Genomic DNA, 19,963 nt, shown 5'->3' with positions numbered 1-19,963 from the left:
TTTATTATAACATTTATTCCCGCTGAACAATAGTCCTACTCTTTACTTCTATGTTAAAATGGGCATAGAACTATCCAGTTTTACTTATTACATTTAAAATCAGTTCAAGTCGGACATAAGGAGTAAATTGAGTGAAGGAAGATGTGAAAAAAGTATTGGTTGTGGATGACGAGCCGTCAATTTCCACTTTACTAAAATTCAATTTGGAAAAAGAAGGCTATCACGTCACCACTGCTGAAAATGGCCGCTCAGCTTTGGAGCTAGCGTTGAGTGAACCCTTTGATTTTATTATTTTAGATATCATGCTGCCAGGCTTAGATGGTATGGAGGTCACTAAGCGCTTGCGTCAAGAAAAAATTGATACACCGATTTTGATGCTGACGGCTAAAGACGACCAAATTGACCGCATTTTAGGCTTAGAAATGGGTGCCGATGACTATCTGACCAAGCCCTTCAGCCCAAGGGAAGTTTTAGCCCGCATGAAGGCCATTTTCCGGCGAGTAGAACCGCGGGAAACGGCATCAGCAGAAAAGCCCTTTGATGATGAAGAGGAGTGGCTACAGGTGGGCGGCATCAGGGCTGAACTCTCCAATTTCAAAGTGTTAGTTAACAATCAAGAAATCATTTTGACCCCAAAAGAGTTTGAACTTTTGGTTTACTTTATGAAGCGCAAAGACCGGGTAATTGACCGAGATACTTTATTAAATCGAATTTGGCAATTTGATTTTGCCGGACAAAGCCGAATTGTCGATGTCCACGTCTCCCACCTGCGGGAAAAAATCGAAAAAGATCCGAAGCATCCAGAATACCTCCAAACCGTTCGCGGCTTCGGCTACCGTTTTCAGGAGCCAAAAAAATGAGAACTCAGCGGAAACGTTTTGAGTTTGTCCTCAGTCTAGTCGTCGTCTTACTTTTGTTTATCGGCAGCTGGCTGACCATCAATCATTTCTTTAAAGAAGAGGTCATCCAGCAGCAAACCGAATATTTGCAAAAAAACGGCAGCTTGATTGTCACTCAGTTAGAAAACCGAACGATTGATGAAGGCCTTGAGGTGACTGATGAAATCAAACAAATGCTCAATGATTTTGTGACAGATGAGACCGAGCGCATTACCTTGATGGACCGTGACGGCACGATTTTATATGACAGCTACGACCCAACGCTAATGGGAGAGCGCAATGATCGACCAGAGATTCAGGCTATTTTATCTGGAAATTCTTTAGGCTCCTCGTTGCGCCAAAGCGCTACTTTAGGAGAAGAACTACTTTATGTTGCTCTGCCAGTTACCCTGGACAATCAGCGCATCGGTATTTTAAGAATTTCTGAGACAACTGTTGGCTTTGCCAGTTCAGCGGAAAATTTTCGGCGATCCATTTTATTCGTGCTGACGATTGCCTTTATCATCATCGCCCTGATGGTCCTGTATCTAATCCGCCAAAAAAATCGGCCGATGGAGACTGTTCTACCGGTCTTAAAAAAAATGGTGGACCATCCCGAAATTGCCAGTAATATTTTAGAGGCCTCCAATCAATGGGAAGAATTATATTTGACGATTAATCAGCTGAGCGAGAAGATGAGCAGCACTTACTTAGCTTATACCTCCACAGAAAATCAGTTTTATACCTTATTAAATGATTTAATGATTGGTGTTTTCATTATTGATGAAGAGGACCAATTAAAATTTGCGAACCCAAAAATTCGCGAGCATCTGGGCCTCACAGCAATTGCTGAAACGACAGTCTACACAGATGTAATCGAAGATCCGCAATTAATCCGACTGATTCACCAAGCGACCAGTGAGCATCCCCTCGTCCATGAAATTTTGAAGATAAAGTTTCCAAAAGAGCAAGTCTTAGACATTTCGATTCGCTATGTCCAAGATGAAAATCAGGCACCACAACTGATTGGTATTGCCTATGATTTAACCCGCGTCAAGCAGTTAGAAAAATTGCAGCGGGATTTTGTCGGCAATGTCTCCCATGAATTAAAGACACCGGTCACTTCTTTGATTGGTTTTACCGAAACTTTATTAGATGGTGCGAAAGATGATACAGTGACCTTAACTGAATTTTTATTGATTATGCAAAAAGATGCCAAACGGCTGCAGCAGCTGATTCAAGAAATTATTCAGCTGTCACAAGATGGCAAAACAGTTCTGGCCGAACCCGAAAGTGTTGAGCTGCATCAATTATTTACGACAATCAGCGGTAATTACCGCCGCAAGATTGCTGAGAAAAATTTGACCATCACCATCGATGGTCCGGAGCCTGCTTATTTTGTAACCCAGCCGAAATTTTTCCATCCAATTGTGAAAAATTTAATCGAAAATGCTATTAATTACTCCTTTGAAGAAACTACGATTACGATTGCATATCAACTGACAACAGCCCAACTAACTTTTTCCATCACAGATATTGGGATTGAAATTGACGAAGAGGAACAAGAACGTATTTTTGAGCGCTTTTATCGCGTCGACAAAGCCCGTGGCCGTGATTCCGGAGGCACCGGTCTTGGTTTAGCAATCGTGCAGGAATATACAACAGCCCTTGGTGGTCACGTTACTGTCAGCAGCCGCATAAATCAAGAAACAATTTTTACTGTCACTCTACCTACTCATTTATAAAGCACACCGGGAGGGGAAGGAAATTTTTTGTAGCGATACTATTAAGTTAGCTTTTTAATTTAACTTTTGGTGTCGTTACATTTTTTTTAAAACCATCCTATTTTTTTCGCAATGCTTTTATTTTAAATTAGTAATGAACCCCTAATTTGTTTAACCAATACGTAAAAAGACGCAACTACCACTTTGGGTACTTGCGTCTTTCAGGTTTTAAACAAAACTATTTTCGGGGGTGAAAATTAGTTTAATTCAGTAATATCGCCATCAACAGAACGTTGAACTTGCATTGAATTTACTGGTAGATAGCCTAAATCTTGTACGATACCGTTTTGAACATCATCACTCATGATGTAATCGATAAATGCTTGCACAGCTTCATCCGGTTCGCCATTAGTATACATGTGCTCATAAGACCAGATTGTCCAGCTGTTATCTTCAACATTTTCGGCAACTGGTTCAACACCATCAATTGATAAAGCTGTTAAAGAATCATCAAAGTATGAAAAAGCTAAGTAGCTGATTGCGCCAGGTGTTGAGCTGACGATTTGACGAACCGTACCAGAAGAATCTTGTTCCTGTGATTCAATTGGTGTTGCGCCGTCTAAGCCCCATTTTTCAAAAGTTGAACGAGTACCAGAACCACTAGCCCGGTTAATGACGACGATTTCTTGATCTGCTCCGCCGACTTCGCTCCAATTCGTAATTTCGCCGGTAAAGATTTTGACTAAATCATCTTTAGAAAGATCCGTCACACCAACTTCAGAGTTGACAACTGGTCCCATGCCGACAATCGCTACTTGATGGTCCACAATTTTGCTGGCATCCACGCCGTCTTTTTCTTCAGCGAAGACATCAGAGTTCCCAATTGTCACCGCTCCGCTCTCTACTTGGCTCAAGCCAGTTCCGCTACCGCCGCCTTGAACTGAAATTTGATAGTTTGCATTATTTGCTGCAAATTCTTCCCCAGCTGCTTCGACTAATGGTTGTAACGCTGTTGAACCAACAGCTGTGATTTGAACTGTGTCGCCGCTTCCTGTTGCTGATGACCCACTAGATGAATCGCCGGTTGCTCCTGTTGAACCACAACCTGCTAATAGAATTCCTGCAAATACTAAACTAAAAATTGTTTTTTTCATTATTTTTTTTTCTCCCTTTCTTTATTACAAAACAAAGTTTAGCAAACCCATGTAAAGAGAGAATAGACTTTCTGTAAATTAGCAGTAAACTCGTGTAAATTTTAAGTAAAGAAAACTAAGTCCTCTTTACAATACGAAATTTTCGTATAATTTTTAGGCTGGTGCTATGCTCATCTTGTAAGGAAGAGGCTGAGCTATTAGTTGAAACAAAATCGAACTTTACAAACAATGGCTAATAAAAACCGCTTGATATTGTCAATTTGCACTGAGGGCCTACTTGGACCACAGGAGCACACGTACTTTTTATCTCGCAAGACCACAGAGCTAGATACAATATAGTTCAAGGGTTTCATCTGTTAAAAGACTAATATCACAGTCTCAAATAAGCTGAAGGAAGTTGATTTAAATGTTAGAAATCCATTATGTCGTTGCCAGAAATGAACAAGTTAAAACCTATAAGAATCCTGCTGAGTTTGTCGCTCGTCAACAGCTGGAAGTCCCCGATATTGAGGACTACTACACTATTTCCAAAGTTACTTTAGATGGTCAAGAAGTAGCTCTACCTGAAAAAACAATTGGCGGTTTGTTTAATTTCTATAATAAATAAAAAATGGTGTGTGACTTTAGCTGGTCACACACCATTTTTTAGTAATCTATTTCTGACTAAATAAATACTCAGCAATTGAGAGCGCCTTGGCACCATAAGCAGTTGCTGGGCCGCCCCCCATTAAAATAGCAACCTCAACTGTTTCAGATATTTCTTCGAGAGTTGCGCCGGCTTTGATGGCGTCTCTGACATGACCCAAAATACAACCTTCACAACGCACGGAAATACCAATCGCTAGAGCCATCAATTCTTTAACCTTTGCAGGCAAATGTTTTGGGGCTAAAGCTTCTTTGGCTACTTCACTAAATTTCCCCATCAGTCCAGGGGCGTTTCTTCGCAAAGCACTTTGGGTTTTCGCTAAATCCTTGTAATCCTCTTTGTAATCCATTTTGATCACTCCTTATAAATTTTCCTTACCTAAAATAGCTAAGGTTTTAAAACAAATCCAAATTTTTTTAAAAAAAGGATTGAACCAAAATAGCCACCTATTTCAGTTCAATCCAAAGACTTTATTCCGCTAAAAATTCTTCAATAACTTTGACATCATCAAAATCATATTTAATAGTACCGATAATCTGATAAGTTTCATGGCCTTTACCAGCAATTAAGATAATATCATTTTTATCTGCTGCTGCCAGCGCTTTTTGAATAGCTTTGCGGCGATCAACTTCCGTTTCAAAATCGTCGAAGGCTAATCCTGCCACCATATCATCAATAATCGCTTGTGGGTCTTCCGTCCGCGGATTATCTGAAGTGAAGATAACATAGTCACTTAATTTTGCAGCAGCCTGAGCCATTTTAGGCCGCTTCGTTTTATCCCGATCCCCACCAGAGCCGACAACTGTGATAATTTTGCCAGTTTTAATCGTGTTTAAAGTGTCTAACACATTTAATAACCCATCTGGTGTATGGGCAAAATCAACAATAATTGTCTTTTCTTGCTCATTAGGCACCAGCTGCATCCGTCCCCGAACACCAGTGAAGGTATTCAAAGCCGCCACAATTGTTTCTGGAGCAATCCCTTTAACAATCGTCGCACCAACCGCAGCCAGAACATTGTAGACATTAAAATGACCAATTTGCGGCAAACGAACTGGATAGCTTGCGCCATTGACTAATAAATCAAAATGAGTTCCGTCGACTTTAGTTACAATATTTGCCGCTTGCACATCCCCGACACCATTGCAGCCATAGCTGACAATCGTGGCACTAGTCAGTGGCACTAACCGCTCACCATACTCATCATCAATATTGATTACGGCAAATTTTTCTTTGCCGGCATAGGAACTACCCAGCTGAGAGAACAATAAACTTTTTGCTAAGAAATAATTATCCATCGTTTTATGAAAGTCCAAGTGGTCTTGGGATAAATTAGTAAAGACTGCCACATCAAAATCAACACCCCAGGTCCGCCCTTCATATAAAGCATGGGAGGAGACTTCCATCACACAATCCGTGACCCCTTCATCCCGCATTTCTGCAAATAGACCCTGTAAGGTTACGGCTTCCGGCGTTGTATTGACAGTTTCAATCACTCGGTCACCAACTCGATTATAAAGCGTGCCGATTAAACCAGTTTTACGCCCATCTTCACTTAAGATATGTTCAATCATGTGGGTAACAGTCGTCTTGCCATTAGTACCAGTCACACCATACATCTTTAAGGCTTCACTTGGGTAATCATAAAAGGCCGCTGCCAATTGCGGTAATGCTTTATTGGTATCTTTCACATAGATTACCGGCACCTCTGTTTCAATCGGTTTTTGAGCGACAATTGCAATGGCGCCTTCTTCCACTGCTTGTTTGACAAATTTGTGGCCGTCAACAGTATAGCCCTCAATACAAACAAATAAAAATCCTTGTTTGGTTTTGCGGGTATCCTGAGCCACGCCTTTAATATCCAACATATCTAAATTTTCTTCAGTGATATTTTCTAGAGAATTGACTAAAACCCGGGACAATAATTCTGATAATCTCATTTCCATTCACCTAATTCTAATTTTTGATTTTTATAGCTTTCATTATACCAAAATTAAAGGGAATGAGTAGTGTTGATTTTTTTCTTGAAAAAGTTTTTAATCCTGATAAATTCACCGCAAAATAAAAAAACTCAAAAGCCAAGTCACGGGACAGGTGATTAGCTTTTGAGTCTCATAGATTTATTTAATCATACTATGATTTTTAATTGTTTTTTGTTGCCGCGATAACCATGGAAATAGATTCGTGTATAGTACCAAGAAGACGGCGCTGACGATACCACCCTTAATGATATTAAATGGTACAACACCAACTAAAATGTATTGGCCAATGCTCATACCTAGATTAAGACCGAAGAAGTGTAGATACATCGGCGTAATCACAAAATAATTTGCGATACTCATAAAAATAGTTAAGCAAAGGATACCGGTAAATACTCCAGCGGCTTTATTTTTAATTTTGCCAGCACCATGATTAAAGAAATAATACATGGGTAGCGTGAAGACTGTTGTTGCAAGGAAGGATGCTGCATCGCCAATCATATTGGGAACGCTGAATCCTGTAATTGATAAGTGGACGATTGAACGAATCAGTGCCGTTGCAATGCCCGCCATTGGACCAAATAAAAACATACTAATCATCACTGGTAAATCACTAAAATCAATTTTCATAAAACTGAAGGCTGGAATGACTGGAATTTCCAGTACGGTTTGTAACACTGTCGCCATCGCCGCCAACATTGCGACAACCACCATTTTTTGAACACGATTGCTTTTCATTGAAATCCTCCTAGTGCAAGGACTCATCTTCAACGAACCTATCAAATCAGTCGTAAATCAAAATAAAAAACTCCATTTTTTCCACAGGAAAAAATAGAGTTATCTGATTAACAATCTAATTCAAATAAGCCCTATCTTCTTTATCCAGACTATACTGTCGGTATCGGAATTACACCGATTCGGCCGCTTTGGTAAAAAGCAGCTCGTGGACTATAACCACCGGTCGGGAATTACACCCTGCCCCTGAAGACGAACCTCGTTCATATTTTATTTTTATTACATCTTTAATTATACAAGTTGTCCAAAAAATTACAACCTTTTTGTTTCAAAAAAGTGAATTATTTCACTTGCTCCTTAAGTTGGTTGACTTCTTTATGACTTAATTCGCGAAATTGACCGGTTTGAACTCCCTTAAGTGTCAGCGGACCGTATTGCTCCCGTTTTAATTTTTGAACGGGAAACCCAACTGCCTGCAGCATGTTTTTCACTTGATGGTTGCGTCCTTCGTGAATGGTCAGCTGCACAATACTCGTGCTAGTCTTATGATCGGTAGAAATAATATCAAAACGTGCCGGCGCTGTTTTCTTCCCTTCGATGCGCACGCCTCGGGTTAAAGGCATCAAATCTGGCTTAGTTGCAATGCCTTTGACTTTTGCCACATAGACCTTGTCTACTTCATGTTTCGGATGGGTTAATAAGTTGGCCAGCTCACCATCATTGGTTAATAATAACAATCCGGTTGTATCATAATCCAAACGCCCCACTGGATAAATCCGGCGCGTTTCATCTGGAATCAAATCAGTGACAACTTTGCGTTCTTTGTCATCTGTAACTGACGATATATAGCCGCGAGGTTTATTTAGTAAATAATAAACATAATCTTCTTGGGTAATCGGCACCCCATCTACCTCTACTTGATCGCCTTTTGCGACTTGGACTCCAAGCTCGGTCACTAATTTGCCGTTAACTTTGACCCGTCCTTGTAAAATATATTCTTCAGCTTTGCGTCGTGAAGCGATACCCGCATGAGCGATAACTTTTTGTAATCTTTCCATATTCATTTTCCTCCTCAGGAATTTTATTGCATTTTATTTTTATTCTTCCTCAGAAGTTTCTTCAAGTAGGTCAGATTGCAGCTGGTCCTTTTCGCTCGCCACTGTCTGATTAGACTTTGCTATGTCAGAGGCATTGGCTTTGTCCGTAGCCTTTTCTGTGGCATCCTCGTCAGCCGCATTCTCAGTAATTTCGGTTCCATCGGCTGTAGCAGAATTTATTTCTTCTGCTACATCAGTGGTAGCCTGTTCATCCTTCACTGCATCCTCTTCATAAGCTAAGTCGCTTTTATTATAGCGCTCAAAGAATAAATCAAAGGGCATCTCTGCCTCCAATTGTTCTTCCATACCATCGATAGGCGGTAATTCCTCCAAAGATTTTAGCGCAAAGTAATCCATAAAGAACTCCGTTGTCCCATATAAAATTGCTCGACCGGGGCCCTCCACACGACCTTTTTCTGCGATTAATTGATTAGCTACTAACTTTTGAACGGCCCCGCTGGATTGGACTCCGCGGATTTCATCAATCTGCACCCGGGTAATCGGCTGTTTGTAGGCGATGATCGATAATGTTTCCAAAGCCGCTTGGGATAATTTATTGGAAGCAGGTGATTGAGCATAACGCTTCAACAGCGGCGACATTTCTTTTTTAGTCGTCAAGATAAAATGATTGCCGGTTTCTAAAATATTCAACGCACTGTTTTTATTTTCATAATACAACTGCTTTAATTCATCTAAAGACTGATAGACATCGGCAGTATCTATTTCCAACAGATAACTAAGTTCCTCTAAGCCAATGCCCTCCTCACCGACGACAAATAGCAGGGCTTCCAAATCTCGTAATTTACTCATTTTCTATACTCCTATCAATCGGAAAAAGGGTAATTTGACTATAATTTCCCGATTGTTCGGCGCGAATCACGCCGCCTTTCATCAATTCCAAAAGGGCCATAAAAGTTGTTACAATGTCAGCTTTGGTAAAACTAGTAAAAAATGTTTCAAATTTCTGACCGGTCTTGGGCACTTTTTTTAACTTGGTTTCAATATAAGCCATCTTTTCTTCAATCGAAATATTATCCGAGGTAATGGTGGTTTCCAACGGCTGCTTTTTCCGACGTTTTTCCAACATTTGATGGAAAGCAAAAAACAAGTCTATTGTGTTCAATTGGACTGTTGGCCGCTGATCTGGTTTTTCTTGATAAGAAGAAATATCCATCGGTTCTTTAGTAAAATACAAACTGCGCTCTTCGGCCTTTTCCGAAAGGACCTCCGCTGCATATTTAAATTTGCGATACTCCAAGAGTTGCGCCACTAAAGCATCCCGCGGATCTTCCCCTTCGATTTCTTCATCAGGATCAATTTCCAATTCGGGTTTTGGCAGCAGCATTTGACTTTTAATTGCCATCAAAGTTGCCGCCATCACGATATACTCGCCAGCCAGTTCCAATTCCAAGGTTTTCATCGTATGAATATAATGCATATATTGTTCCGTCACCTCGGCAATCGGAATATCGTAAATATCAATTTCAAACTTTTTGATTAAATGCAACAGCAGATCCAGAGGACCTTCAAATACATCTAATTTTACTTTTATTTCTTCCACAGTAAACTCCTTTTGAGCTTGAGACTAGTGCAACCTTCAAGCCCGCGGAAAATATTCTTTATAGACATCTGTCATCCGTTTTTTGGTAATATGGGTATAAATTTGCGTTGTAGAGATATCAGCATGACCTAACAACTCCTGTACCGTCCGCAAGTCAGCTCCATTTTCCAGCAAATGGGTAGCAAAACTATGGCGTAAAGTATGGGGTGTGACCGTTTTTGTGATGCCAGCCTCTCGCACTAGCGCCTTTAAATTTTTCCAAATACCTTGCCGTGATAATCCTGTTCCATGACTGTTAACAAAAAGAAAAGTTTCATCGGGATGCTTTTTAGTTAAGAGCGGGCGAGCTTCCTGTAGGTAACGCTCCACCCAGTGAATCGCATAATCCCCTAGCGGAATAATTCTTTCCTTATCGCCTTTACCAATCGTTTGAATTAAACCCATCGCCAAATGTAAATTGCCTAAGCGCAGGCCAATTAATTCACTCACTCGCAAACCGGTGGCATACATTACTTCTAAAATGGCCCGATCGCGAATTCCTAATGTTTTGGTTGTATCCGGCGTTTCAATCAACCGTTCAACCTCTTCAATGCTAAGAGTATTGGGTAATTTTTGATTTTTTTTTGGTGAATCAATGTGTTGCATCGGATCGTGATCGACAAAACGCTCCTGCCGTAAAAATTGATGAAAACGCCGCAAGGTTGAGACCATGCGGGTAATCGAAGCCGCAGCCAAACCATCTTCTTTTAATTTTTGCAAAAAATCCAGCACCACAAAGCGGTCAACCGCCGACCAAGTTGTAATGTTTTTTTCCTGCAGGAACTGATAATAATGTTGCAAATCTCGTTGATAACTGACCCGAGTATTTAACGACAAGCCCCGCTCAATCGTCAAATACTGCAAATAATCTTTAATCTGATCCTCCAACGCCTTCACCACCTTCAACCTTTCTATTTTAGCAAAAAAAAGCCAAAAAAAATAGCACCCTCAACGATTTGTCGGCAAATAAAAACATCTGCCTGAATTAGACAGATGCCTCTTGCGTTTTTGCAGCTAATTTCGCGGCTGCTTGTTTTTGCTGGCAATCTTGACAAATACCGTGGAAGGTTAGCCGATGATCTTTCACAAGAAAATGAAAACGCTCCTCGACAATTTGTTCAACACCTAAAAGTAAGTCTTCTTCCACCTCTTCAATATTTCCACATTCTAAACATAAAAGATGATGATGGAAATGTTGAGCGCCCTCTTTTCGCAAATCATAACGGGCCAAGCCATCATTGAAGCTGACCTTGTCGACAATTTTTAAATCCGTTAAAATTTCTAAAGTCCGATAGACGGTGGCTAAACCAATCTCAGAATTTTTTTGTTTGACTAAAAAATAAATTTCTTCGGCAGACATATGATCTTTTTCATTTTCAAGAAGTACCAGTAAGGTGGCTTCTCGCTGAGGAGTCAACTTAAAGCCCGATTCATGCAATTGTTTTTTGGTTTTTTTCAAGGCTAATGCTGTATTCATCTTTCTCCTCCGCTTTCCAGATTATAATTATTTTAAATTAATTCGAATAATCTCGTTGATAGATTAAAACAATTATAAAATAAGCGCCGATAAATAGCAAGCAATTCTCAATTAGATTTTTCAATTAAAATAGTGAAGCCGTCTTCTTGTTTGATTTTTTTATTCTTCAATAAATTGCCAATAGCTCGCTTGAATTGGCCTTTACTGATGCCAAAGGTCCGTTTAATTTCTTCGGGATCAGATTTATCTGTAAAGGGAATTCGTTTTTCAGCTGAACGCTCTAAGACCACCAAAATCATGGCCGCATCATCACTGATGGTTTCATGAGCCCGTGGTTTTAAGGACATGTTTAAAACACCATCCGGACGCACACCAATTACTCGTCCCTCCACCACTTGACCTAAGCGGGGTTCAGTAAAGCGTTCTGAAGGATGCACAAAACCGATATAAAAATCATCGGTTAGCAAATAGCTGCCGATTAATTTCAAACGATAGATTGTCCCTTTAATGTCCTTATTTTTCAGTTCCTCGGTTCCTCGACGGCTCATTGCGGTAAACATTTTCTCCTCAGCTAAGGTTGCCCAGATGCGATCTTTGGCATCAACTTTTAAACCGACCATTAAACGATCGCCAGTTTTAGGCCATAATTCCCGCATCGTTGGCAGCTCGTCTAAGGAAACAACCACATCTTTATCTGGTAAGCCAATATCCACAAAGGCTCCTAAATCTTTTCTTGTGCCCGTCACTTCGCCAAAGGCATATTTGCCAATGCCGGCAGCCGGAATTTTCGTTGTAATAGCTGCTTGATGCTTTTGATTAATAAAACCAAAGCCCTCTACTGCATCTCCAAGTTGATGGCTGCCTTCTTTTTTATCTAATTGAAAAGTCATCCCATTTTTTTGTAGAAAATAATAGTCTTCATTTTCATCGGTAATCAGTCCCGTAAAGACCGTCGCTAACAATTCGTTCATTTTTAATCCTCCGCTTTTATAAAATAAATCTCAATAAGGCAATTGTCACAATCCCGACAATCACCGTTTTCATCAAATCCTTAGTCCGCATTGCAACAATTAAGGTCGGCAGACAAGCCAGAAATTCTAAGCCCTTTAAGCCTGGAAAGGCACCTTCTCGATACTCTAGAACACTTTGCAGCAGCAACGCTGTTAAAATACACAGGGGCAGGTAGCTTAAAAATCTTTCCAGCCAGTTGGGGAAGACCATTTTTTTAGAAATTACAAATGGCACAATCCGTGGTATCCAAGTCACTATACAACAGCCCACCAACATAATCAAAAAATAATTACTCATCACCGGTCACCGTCCCTACTAAACAACCGATTAAAGTCGCTAAAATAACAGCTAATTCTGCTGAGACAAAGGCCATCGCCACATATAAACTAACACAAACAACTAAAATAATCATCAAGGTTTGTCTGGTTTTTTGCTTGAGGGGCGTTACGGCCTGTAGGGCAAACAAGCCGACAAACATCGCAGTCAGAGCAAAGTCCAAACCTAATATTTCTGGATCAGGTAAAATCCCCCCCAAAAAACCGCCTAAGCCTGTTGCTAAAATCCAAGCTAAATAAGCTGTGACATTTAACCCATTGGTCCAAGCTACTGAAACCTGATTGCCTTTACTGATGACCGTTGCCAAAACTCCATAAGACTCATCCGTCAGCAAAGTCCCAATGCCGATGCTTTTTACCAATGGGGCTTTTTTAAAATGATTGGCCACCGACATGCTCATCAAAAAATGCCGCAGATTCACTAAAAAAGTCGTTAAAATAATGGCTAAAACCGGTGTCTGAAGCGCCAGCATACCGCTGATTATAAATTGAGCACTGCCTGCGTAAATAAAAACCGACATCAGCATAATTTCCATGACAGATAAACCGACACCTTTTCCGACGACGCCAGCGGCAATCCCAATGCCGATGTAGCCTAAAACAGTTGGCAGACAATCTTTAATTCCCTGTTGAAACGTTTGATACTCCTTTGTTATCTCCATTTAAACAACCCTCTTCTTCCCGTTATTTCCATATATTACCGAAGAAAGATGGTGTGTGCAAGAAAAAACCGATCAGATTTTCACAAAAAGAAAAGACCGCACCATCAGCCCAGACAACAGATAATAACCAATTGCTCCATTTACCAGGTTGTCTACTTTTTTAAGGTAAAAACATCCATAAGCAGCCCTTGTGTTAGCTATCTATTTTGACTAATGTCACGATCTTTAAACTTATATTTAATTCACTCTGGTGTTGGGACCACCAGGACCATTTCCTTTAAACCAACTTGTCTTACAGTTAACTGTGACTAGATAGGTTCTGGAGCCGTTGCTTTCAACACGATATAGATTATAAAAGCCATCACCATCCACAATTAAGGCCGGTTCAAACGCATAATTATCACCGCTGAAATAGCCTCGTTCACGGCAGACATTCAAAACTTTTTCTTGAATGCCACTGCCCCAAGTCCAAGCGCTATCTGTTGTGTTAGCAATGTCAGTCGGGTTTGATTCGACAATCGGTTGGCCATTATCATTCATCACAAAGCCAACTAACGCACCGCCATCACCAACCGTATAAGATGTATTTCCAGAATAGGATGGTGTGCTGGCTGCGTTGGAGCCGCTAGCTGAGTTTGAACCAGAGCTACCACTACTTGAGCCAGAACTTGTAGAGCCGCCAGAGGTTGAACCGCTGGCACTTTCTGTTGAACTGCCGCCACCTGAAGTCGTACCGGAATCGCTAGCTGTGCTACCTCCGTTATTATCGCCTTCATTTGTTGCGCCGTTTAAAGCAGTGTTGACTTCTTCTAATTGGCTCAATAAATCCGTCACCAATTCTTGATTTTGAACAGCTGCCACAGCTGCTGTAGCGTTGTTAAATTGTTCGGTTGTGGCACCACTGACGACAGCGCCATCAGCATAGACAACTGCCACTGCTTGAATAGCAGCCTGTAAGGTTTGATATTGACTATTAGCTTCAGCTAAAGCTTGATTCAATAACGTACTCAAGCCATCTGTTCCGCTAGCTTCAGTAACTGTAATCGGACTATTAGAAGCTAATAAAGGATTTTCAGCCAAAGCATCGCCATTAATAATTGGCGTGGTGAATAAATTATTGATACTGCGAATGCTGCTGACTTTTTCTGCTACTTGATCATAATCTGTAACTAAAGCGTCATAACGATCTGAGCTTTCATATTCATCAATGCTTGCCTTCAAGCTGTCTAAATCATTGCTGACCATCTCAGGGTTGATAAACACTTGGCTATCATCAGTATAATAATCTGCCAATTGTGTTTCCAAGTCATCAATTGCATTGGTAATCGACTCTTGAGTGGCTTGTTCTTGATTGGCTGCATTTTGCTGATAGGCATAGCCAGCACCAACTGCTCCTAATAAAACAACTGCCGCAACTCCAGCATAAATCCATTTTTTACGATTAGCACTACTGGTACGTTTTGGAATGGCATCCTCTGCTACTGTCTCAGAAGCTTTGCGTTTAGGCTGTTTATCAGAATCATTCTCTGAATTATTCTCTGAAGCTTTGCCCATCTTCTCAATCTTACGCTCAGAGTCAGCTTTCCGTTCAGGGAAGACCGATTTTTCTGGTGCTGAGCTTGGTTTTTGTGGTGTTTCTGCTGGTTCAATTGGCGTTGGTGTCGCATCATCCATCGGCTGCTGCGCCTCTGCCTCAGCTTTGGCCTGCTCTCTAGCCAGACGAGCTTGTTCCCGTTCTGCTGCAATCCGGGCATCCTCAGCTTCTTTTTCTTGAATCAAACGTTCAAATTCTTTTTCACGTTTGACGGTCTCCGCATTTTCGACGGCTTGGGCCACTCGTTCCACCTTGGCTTTTTCCGCTTCTTCGGTTGCTTTTTTAGCTGCCGCTTCTTTGGCAGCAATTTCGGCTAACTCAGCCTCAACCTTCGCTTTTTCAATGGCCAATTCTTTTTCGCCAAAAACTGGCAGCTTGTCTTTAATTGAAAACTTAGGTGCTTGATCAGCCGATGTCTCTGACTTGTCAGCCGCCGACTCTTCCTGAGTTTCCTCAGGTGTGACAGATGCAACCTGGTCGGTATCAGATAAATCTTGGATATTCACCTGTAAATTTTTATCTGTTTTCTTCGCTGGAGTATCGCCTTTTGGCTCGTTGTTCTCATTTTGAAGAGGTTCACCTGTTGGCTTTTGTTCAGTAGATTCGCTTGTTTCATTAGCTTCTGTTACAGAGTCCTCAGTTTCAGCAGCTACTTCGCTATTTTGCTCCTCGCTGTCATCTGAAGCTGAGCCAACTGGAGTACTCTCCTCAACTGATGCAGAACTTTCCTCTGATACTTCTTGAACCTCTTTAAATTCAGTCATTTCTACTGCTTGACTGTTATTATCTACCTCGTTAACTGCTACAATCTCTTCACTACTGATTTCTGCTGAACCTGAAGGAGTGAGGGATTGTTCTTTCTCAGGCACTTCTTCATCGAGCTTATCTTCTAAGCTACTTTGACGATTCTGAGCGGCTTGCTCTTCTTCAATTTCAGCAACTTCTTCGGCCGTATATTCATGACGATGTTCCTTCATGTACTGGGCTAAGATATGGTTCGCTGACTCCTCTTCAGTATCCTGCTCGCTTTGCCGCAATTGAGCTTGGGCAACAATTTCTTTGGCTGTCAGTTTTTTAGGCTTAGCTGATGCTCTGTCAGCTTGCTTGGACTCCGATTTTGTGCCCCGCTTTTCCAGATTGGCAGTTTCTTCGGGTTCTTCTTCCACAGAAGCCTCTGGAGAAAATTTGCTTAAGCCGTTTTCATTAGCGGCGGATTCTTTAGTTTCAGCATCATTTAAGTCTTCATCAAGAATTTCTTTAACGGAACCAATTGGCATCTCTTCAAATTCAGACCACTGAATATCATCATTAATCGGTGTTTCTTTCATTTCAGAATCTTTGTCTGAATTAGGCTCGTTTGGCGCTTTAGTCTCTAGGTTATCTTGGTCAGCCTTTGTATCAGTCTTGGAGGCATCGATTTGGTTTTTATCGGTCTTATCAGCAGCTGTTTTGTTTTCTTCTGACTTCAATTCCTCTGGAGTCTTCGCTGCAGCTTTCTTTTTCTTCTTACTCATCTGGCGGAGTTCACCTTCTTTTTGATTTTCTACTATATTATTTTGGCTATTATGTTCTACTGGCTGCTCATTCTTACCGTTAGCAGCTTCTTGCATCCCGCCGAACAAGCCGGGGGGATTCGTTTGAATAACATCCGCTTTTTCCCTGCTATTTGCTTCTTCAGCAAAAAGAGTTGGCGGATAAAGTTTGCGTTTAACAGGCAGTCTGTTTACCGGCAGGTGCTCAAATAGTGCTTTTTGGGCGGAAATCATTTGGGCAGCCAGGGTAATGTCTGCTGCATTATGTACCAAATCAACTTTTTCTGATTCCTCAGTTTCCTTAACCCTTTGCCCATCAGAAGATTTTACTGACGGTCGATTGCCCACTCGTTTATGAGGATTGATTGCAATTATTTCAGGTAAATCAGTAGGCGCTGTATCCTGCAGACTACTTAATAAATTGCTAGCTTGAATCAGATCGGTATCTGACCAAGAAACTTGATCAGGAGTCGGCGCTGGCTTAGTCACTGCTGGAGCAGCTGGCTTAATTTCGCTAGGGACTTCATTGTCATCAGCCGCCGCTAATTCCCATAACGGATAGCCGCAAATCGGACAGTAAGCTAAATCGCCAGAATATTCATAACCACAGGCTGGGCAATAATTATCCTGCAACACTATGCGCTCCCCTCATCACTAATTTTTAATGTAGCATAGTTTTTCTGGTCTATAAAGTTGCTTTAAGATAATTTAAAAAAGACCGGCTTTGCTGCATTTGAAAAAATATCCAAAAGAAAAACCAGAAAACTCCTGGAAGCCTGCTGGTTCATCCATAGATATTAAACAGTATAACATTTTTTTAGTGGATAAAAAATGTTACCGTGAAAATTTGAAGAACTTGATTAAATCTTTAATACCGCTAGTCAGAGCAATCACCAAAGGAACAACTAAAACGATTAAAATAATCAGTAAAATCCCGTTGGAGATACTGAGCATCCAAGTGACATCTAAATAGCCCCATTGTTGACTTAGCAGCAATAATTCAGAGGTGAAATGTGACAGGATAAAATACTGCAACGCTAAAATTCCCGCAGCAATCACAAACATCAGCATCACATTCAATAATAGATTGTTAACAATCGCTAAATGAACTCCGCCACTAGCTGCCTCAATTTCTTCAATCCAATCTTCTTCCTCATCTGAAGAAAGCGCCCGCTCCTTCGTATCAGCTGACTCATTGACTACATACTCCTCCACCATCGCCTCAATTTTTGTGGCAGCCGGCTGCTGTGTAGTAGACTCATTAGCTATTAGTGAAGTATTTTCTGAAGATGAAGCTTGTTGAGTTAAGGCTAATTTTTCTTTTTCAGCCTGTAACAAGGCTTCAACAACTGCTAATTCTTCTAAAATCCGGGAAATAGTTCCTGCTGTTATTTCAGGCTCTGCAACTACTGCCTCACCTGATAGCGTATTTGATAAATCTTCAGAAGCTTCGACTAGTTCAGTAGTGTCATCCGTTACCTTTTCTTCTGAGCTATCCGCAACTGCTTCCTCAGTTGAAGTGACAGCTTCTTCTGAAACTTCTTCTGGACTTTCTTCAATGATTAATGACTCATTTGCCTCAGCTGATTCGTCATCCTCCTCAACATCATCTGCAACTATCGCCATCTCTGCTGAATCTTCAGCTGCCTCGACTTGAGTTTCCTCATCAGAATTATCTGATTCAGTTGTTATATTTACAAGTTCAAAAGCTGAGGCTTCATCAGTTTCTGGTTCTGGCGTTTCTACGGCAGTTTCACTGTCTGAAGCAAGCAAATCAGCATCGACTTCAGTTGTTGCCTCTATTTGCTCTTCAGTTAAGCCATCATCATCTGATACTGCCATAGTGTCCTCCTCAAAAAAATCCTCCGTCAAAACAGAAGAATCCACATCTGTTAAGGACGCCATTTCTTCAATGGCAACAGCTGAACTCGAATTATTGTTTTCCTTCGCTAACTCTTCTTTTTTCCAAGGTAAAATGACGCTCTCTTGGATTATATCGGTATTAGAAACTGCTTCAACTGTTTCAGTTTCAGCCAACTTCTCCCCAAAGCCAGCTGGAAAAGCAAAGATTACCTGACTGCTGCTGGCAATCGGTTCTTCGCGATTTATAATATTTTCGGGAATCTCTTCATCAGAAATTCCAGCATTGGGATGATTGGTTCCGCTGGTTCCCCGCAATTGAAAGCCGCAATTTGGACAGTAATCCAATAATTCTAGATTTACATAGCCGCATTTTGGACAAACTGCATCTACCAATAAACTCACCCTTTCTTTACTACTTGTTATTATTATAAATTTATCATAAAGCCGGCTGACTTCCAACTGATTTTCATGACTTTCTCAACTTTTTGCCACAAAAGTAAAAAACCTGAATGCTTTTTAACATTCAGGTCCTTGAAATTTATGCTTTTTATTCTAGAAAATCTCGTAACTGTTTAGAGCGAGATGGGTGGCGTAATTTCCGCAACGCTTTGGCTTCAATTTGGCGAATCCGTTCTCTAGTAACACCGAAAACTTTGCCGACTTCTTCTAACGTTCTAGTCCGACCGTCATCTAAACCAAAACGCAAACGCAGCACGTTTTCTTCACGGTCTGTCAAGGTGTCTAAGACATCTTCTAATTGTTCCTTCAATAATTCGTAGGCAGCATGTTCTGCTGGACTGGTTGCTTCTTGGTCTTCAATGAAATCACCTAAGTGGGAATCATCTTCTTCACCAATTGGCGTTTCTAATGAAACTGGCTCTTGGGCAATTTTTAAAATTTCCCGAACTTTTTCAGTCGGTAAGTCCATTTCAGCACCGATTTCCTCTGGTGTTGGTTCCCGGCCTAAGTCTTGCAGTAATTGCCGTTGAATCCGGATCAATTTATTGATGGTTTCCACCATATGCACTGGAATCCGAATCGTCCGTGCTTGGTCGGCGATTGCCCGGGTGATGGCTTGGCGAATCCACCAAGTTGCATATGTCGAAAATTTAAAGCCTTTGCGGTAATCAAACTTTTCAACAGCCTTCATCAGACCCATATTTCCTTCTTGAATTAAATCAAGAAATTGCATGCCACGGCCGACATAACGTTTGGCAATACTAACTACCAGACGTAGGTTGGCTTCTGCTAAACGTTGTTTTGCTTCTTGGTCGCCTTCTTCAATCTTTAAGGCTAAGGCAACTTCTTCTTCGGCATTTAACAGAGATACCCGACCAATTTCTTTTAAATACATCCGTACTGGATCATTAATTTTAACGCCAGTCGGTGCAGATAAATCTTCTTGTTGGGCCTTTTCGGCTACTTTTTCATCTTTTTTCAAGCTGTGGGTCGAAGGGTCGCCATTTTCGTCGACAACACTGATGCCGGCATCTTCAACTTGTTGAATCAGCTTGTCCATTTCTTCAGCACCTAAAGAATAAGGTGTAGCCAATTGGTTCGTTAGTTCATCATAGACCACTTGACCTTTTGGTTTGTTTTCTTTGATAAAATTGGACAGTGCTTTTTCATAGGTTAATTTTTTTGTTTCTTCAGCCATCTAAAAAGGGCCCCTTTCA

General features: G+C 41.0%; 17 protein-coding genes, 1 pseudogene and 1 riboswitch. Of the genes and pseudogenes, 3 read left to right on the top strand and 15 right to left on the bottom strand.

The window, feature by feature from the left end:
* Nucleotides 1-143: 143 nt before the first annotated feature.
* Nucleotides 144-860, top strand: a complete 717-nt coding sequence (locus tag ACYSNU_RS10805; protein ID WP_461737486.1) for a response regulator transcription factor — start codon at nt 144-146, stop codon at nt 858-860.
* Nucleotides 857-2,623 (top strand): sensor histidine kinase, encoded by a 1,767-nt coding sequence (locus tag ACYSNU_RS10800; RefSeq protein ID WP_461737215.1) that lies wholly within the window; start codon nt 857-859, stop codon nt 2,621-2,623. The genes ACYSNU_RS10805 and ACYSNU_RS10800 overlap by 4 nt, the downstream gene beginning before the upstream one ends.
* A gap of 236 nt (nt 2,624-2,859) precedes the next feature.
* Here the strand turns inward: ACYSNU_RS10800 and ACYSNU_RS10795 are convergent, their stop codons facing one another.
* On the bottom strand, nt 2,860-3,756 hold the full coding sequence (locus ACYSNU_RS10795; protein WP_461737214.1) for a phosphate ABC transporter substrate-binding protein PstS family protein: 897 nt from the start codon (nt 3,754-3,756) through the stop codon (nt 2,860-2,862).
* 406 nt (nt 3,757-4,162) lie between these two features.
* Between ACYSNU_RS10795 and ACYSNU_RS10790 the strand changes: the two genes are divergently transcribed.
* Nucleotides 4,163-4,363, top strand: a complete 201-nt coding sequence (locus tag ACYSNU_RS10790; protein WP_461737213.1) for a hypothetical protein — start codon at nt 4,163-4,165, stop codon at nt 4,361-4,363.
* Nucleotides 4,364-4,409: 46 nt separating this feature from the next.
* On the opposite strand, the gene ACYSNU_RS10785 is transcribed toward ACYSNU_RS10790, so the two are convergent.
* From ACYSNU_RS10785 to rpoD, 14 genes and pseudogenes are all read right to left on the bottom strand, one after another.
* Nucleotides 4,410-4,751, bottom strand: coding sequence for a carboxymuconolactone decarboxylase family protein (locus tag ACYSNU_RS10785; RefSeq protein WP_461737212.1), 342 nt, complete (start codon nt 4,749-4,751; stop codon nt 4,410-4,412).
* A gap of 121 nt (nt 4,752-4,872) precedes the next feature.
* Nucleotides 4,873-6,342, bottom strand: a complete 1,470-nt coding sequence (locus ACYSNU_RS10780; RefSeq protein ID WP_461737211.1) for a UDP-N-acetylmuramoyl-L-alanyl-D-glutamate--2,6-diaminopimelate ligase — start codon at nt 6,340-6,342, stop codon at nt 4,873-4,875.
* A gap of 180 nt (nt 6,343-6,522) precedes the next feature.
* Nucleotides 6,523-7,119 (bottom strand): ECF transporter S component, encoded by a 597-nt coding sequence (locus ACYSNU_RS10775; RefSeq protein ID WP_461737210.1) that lies wholly within the window; start codon nt 7,117-7,119, stop codon nt 6,523-6,525.
* A gap of 129 nt (nt 7,120-7,248) precedes the next feature.
* Nucleotides 7,249-7,374: riboswitch (FMN riboswitch) on the bottom strand.
* Between the two features lie 83 nt (nt 7,375-7,457).
* Nucleotides 7,458-8,174: a pseudouridine synthase gene (locus ACYSNU_RS10770; protein WP_461737209.1), complete on the bottom strand. Its 717-nt coding sequence runs from the start codon at nt 8,172-8,174 to the stop codon at nt 7,458-7,460.
* A 240-nt stretch (nt 8,175-8,414) separates the two neighbouring features.
* A pseudogene (scpB, locus tag ACYSNU_RS10765) lies at nt 8,415-9,023 on the bottom strand (SMC-Scp complex subunit ScpB); the annotation flags it as partial.
* Nucleotides 9,016-9,774 (bottom strand): segregation/condensation protein A, encoded by a 759-nt coding sequence (locus ACYSNU_RS10760; RefSeq protein WP_461737208.1) that lies wholly within the window; start codon nt 9,772-9,774, stop codon nt 9,016-9,018. The pseudogene scpB and the gene ACYSNU_RS10760, both read right to left, overlap by 8 nt.
* Nucleotides 9,775-9,810: 36 nt before the next feature.
* Nucleotides 9,811-10,701: a site-specific tyrosine recombinase XerD gene (xerD, locus tag ACYSNU_RS10755; protein WP_461737207.1), complete on the bottom strand. Its 891-nt coding sequence runs from the start codon at nt 10,699-10,701 to the stop codon at nt 9,811-9,813.
* Nucleotides 10,702-10,798: 97 nt separating this feature from the next.
* Nucleotides 10,799-11,290 (bottom strand): ferric iron uptake transcriptional regulator, encoded by a 492-nt coding sequence (gene fur / locus ACYSNU_RS10750; protein ID WP_265460173.1) that lies wholly within the window; start codon nt 11,288-11,290, stop codon nt 10,799-10,801.
* A 107-nt stretch (nt 11,291-11,397) separates the two neighbouring features.
* Nucleotides 11,398-12,261, bottom strand: a complete 864-nt coding sequence (locus ACYSNU_RS10745) for a CvfB family protein (protein ID WP_461737206.1) — start codon at nt 12,259-12,261, stop codon at nt 11,398-11,400.
* 16 nt (nt 12,262-12,277) lie between these two features.
* Nucleotides 12,278-12,598: an AzlD domain-containing protein gene (locus ACYSNU_RS10740; RefSeq protein WP_461737205.1), complete on the bottom strand. Its 321-nt coding sequence runs from the start codon at nt 12,596-12,598 to the stop codon at nt 12,278-12,280.
* Complete coding sequence (locus ACYSNU_RS10735; protein WP_461737204.1) at nt 12,591-13,298, bottom strand: AzlC family ABC transporter permease; 708 nt, start codon at nt 13,296-13,298, stop codon at nt 12,591-12,593. Before ACYSNU_RS10735 ends, ACYSNU_RS10740 begins: the two co-directional genes overlap by 8 nt.
* Nucleotides 13,299-13,535: 237 nt before the next feature.
* Nucleotides 13,536-17,057 (bottom strand): cell division site-positioning protein MapZ family protein, encoded by a 3,522-nt coding sequence (locus tag ACYSNU_RS10730; RefSeq protein WP_461737203.1) that lies wholly within the window; start codon nt 17,055-17,057, stop codon nt 13,536-13,538.
* A 201-nt stretch (nt 17,058-17,258) separates the two neighbouring features.
* On the bottom strand, nt 17,259-18,689 hold the full coding sequence (locus ACYSNU_RS10725; RefSeq protein ID WP_461737202.1) for a hypothetical protein: 1,431 nt from the start codon (nt 18,687-18,689) through the stop codon (nt 17,259-17,261).
* Nucleotides 18,690-18,834: 145 nt separating this feature from the next.
* The gene (gene rpoD / locus ACYSNU_RS10720; protein WP_461737201.1) at nt 18,835-19,944 is read right to left on the bottom strand and encodes an RNA polymerase sigma factor RpoD; all 1,110 of its coding nucleotides are present in this window, start codon (nt 19,942-19,944) and stop codon (nt 18,835-18,837) included.
* Nucleotides 19,945-19,963 lie beyond the last annotated feature (19 nt).

This window comes from Enterococcus sp. LJL120 (genome assembly GCF_054871765.1).
Note: the sequence above shows the minus strand (reverse complement) of the source record. Positions and strands in the feature narration are given on the sequence as shown.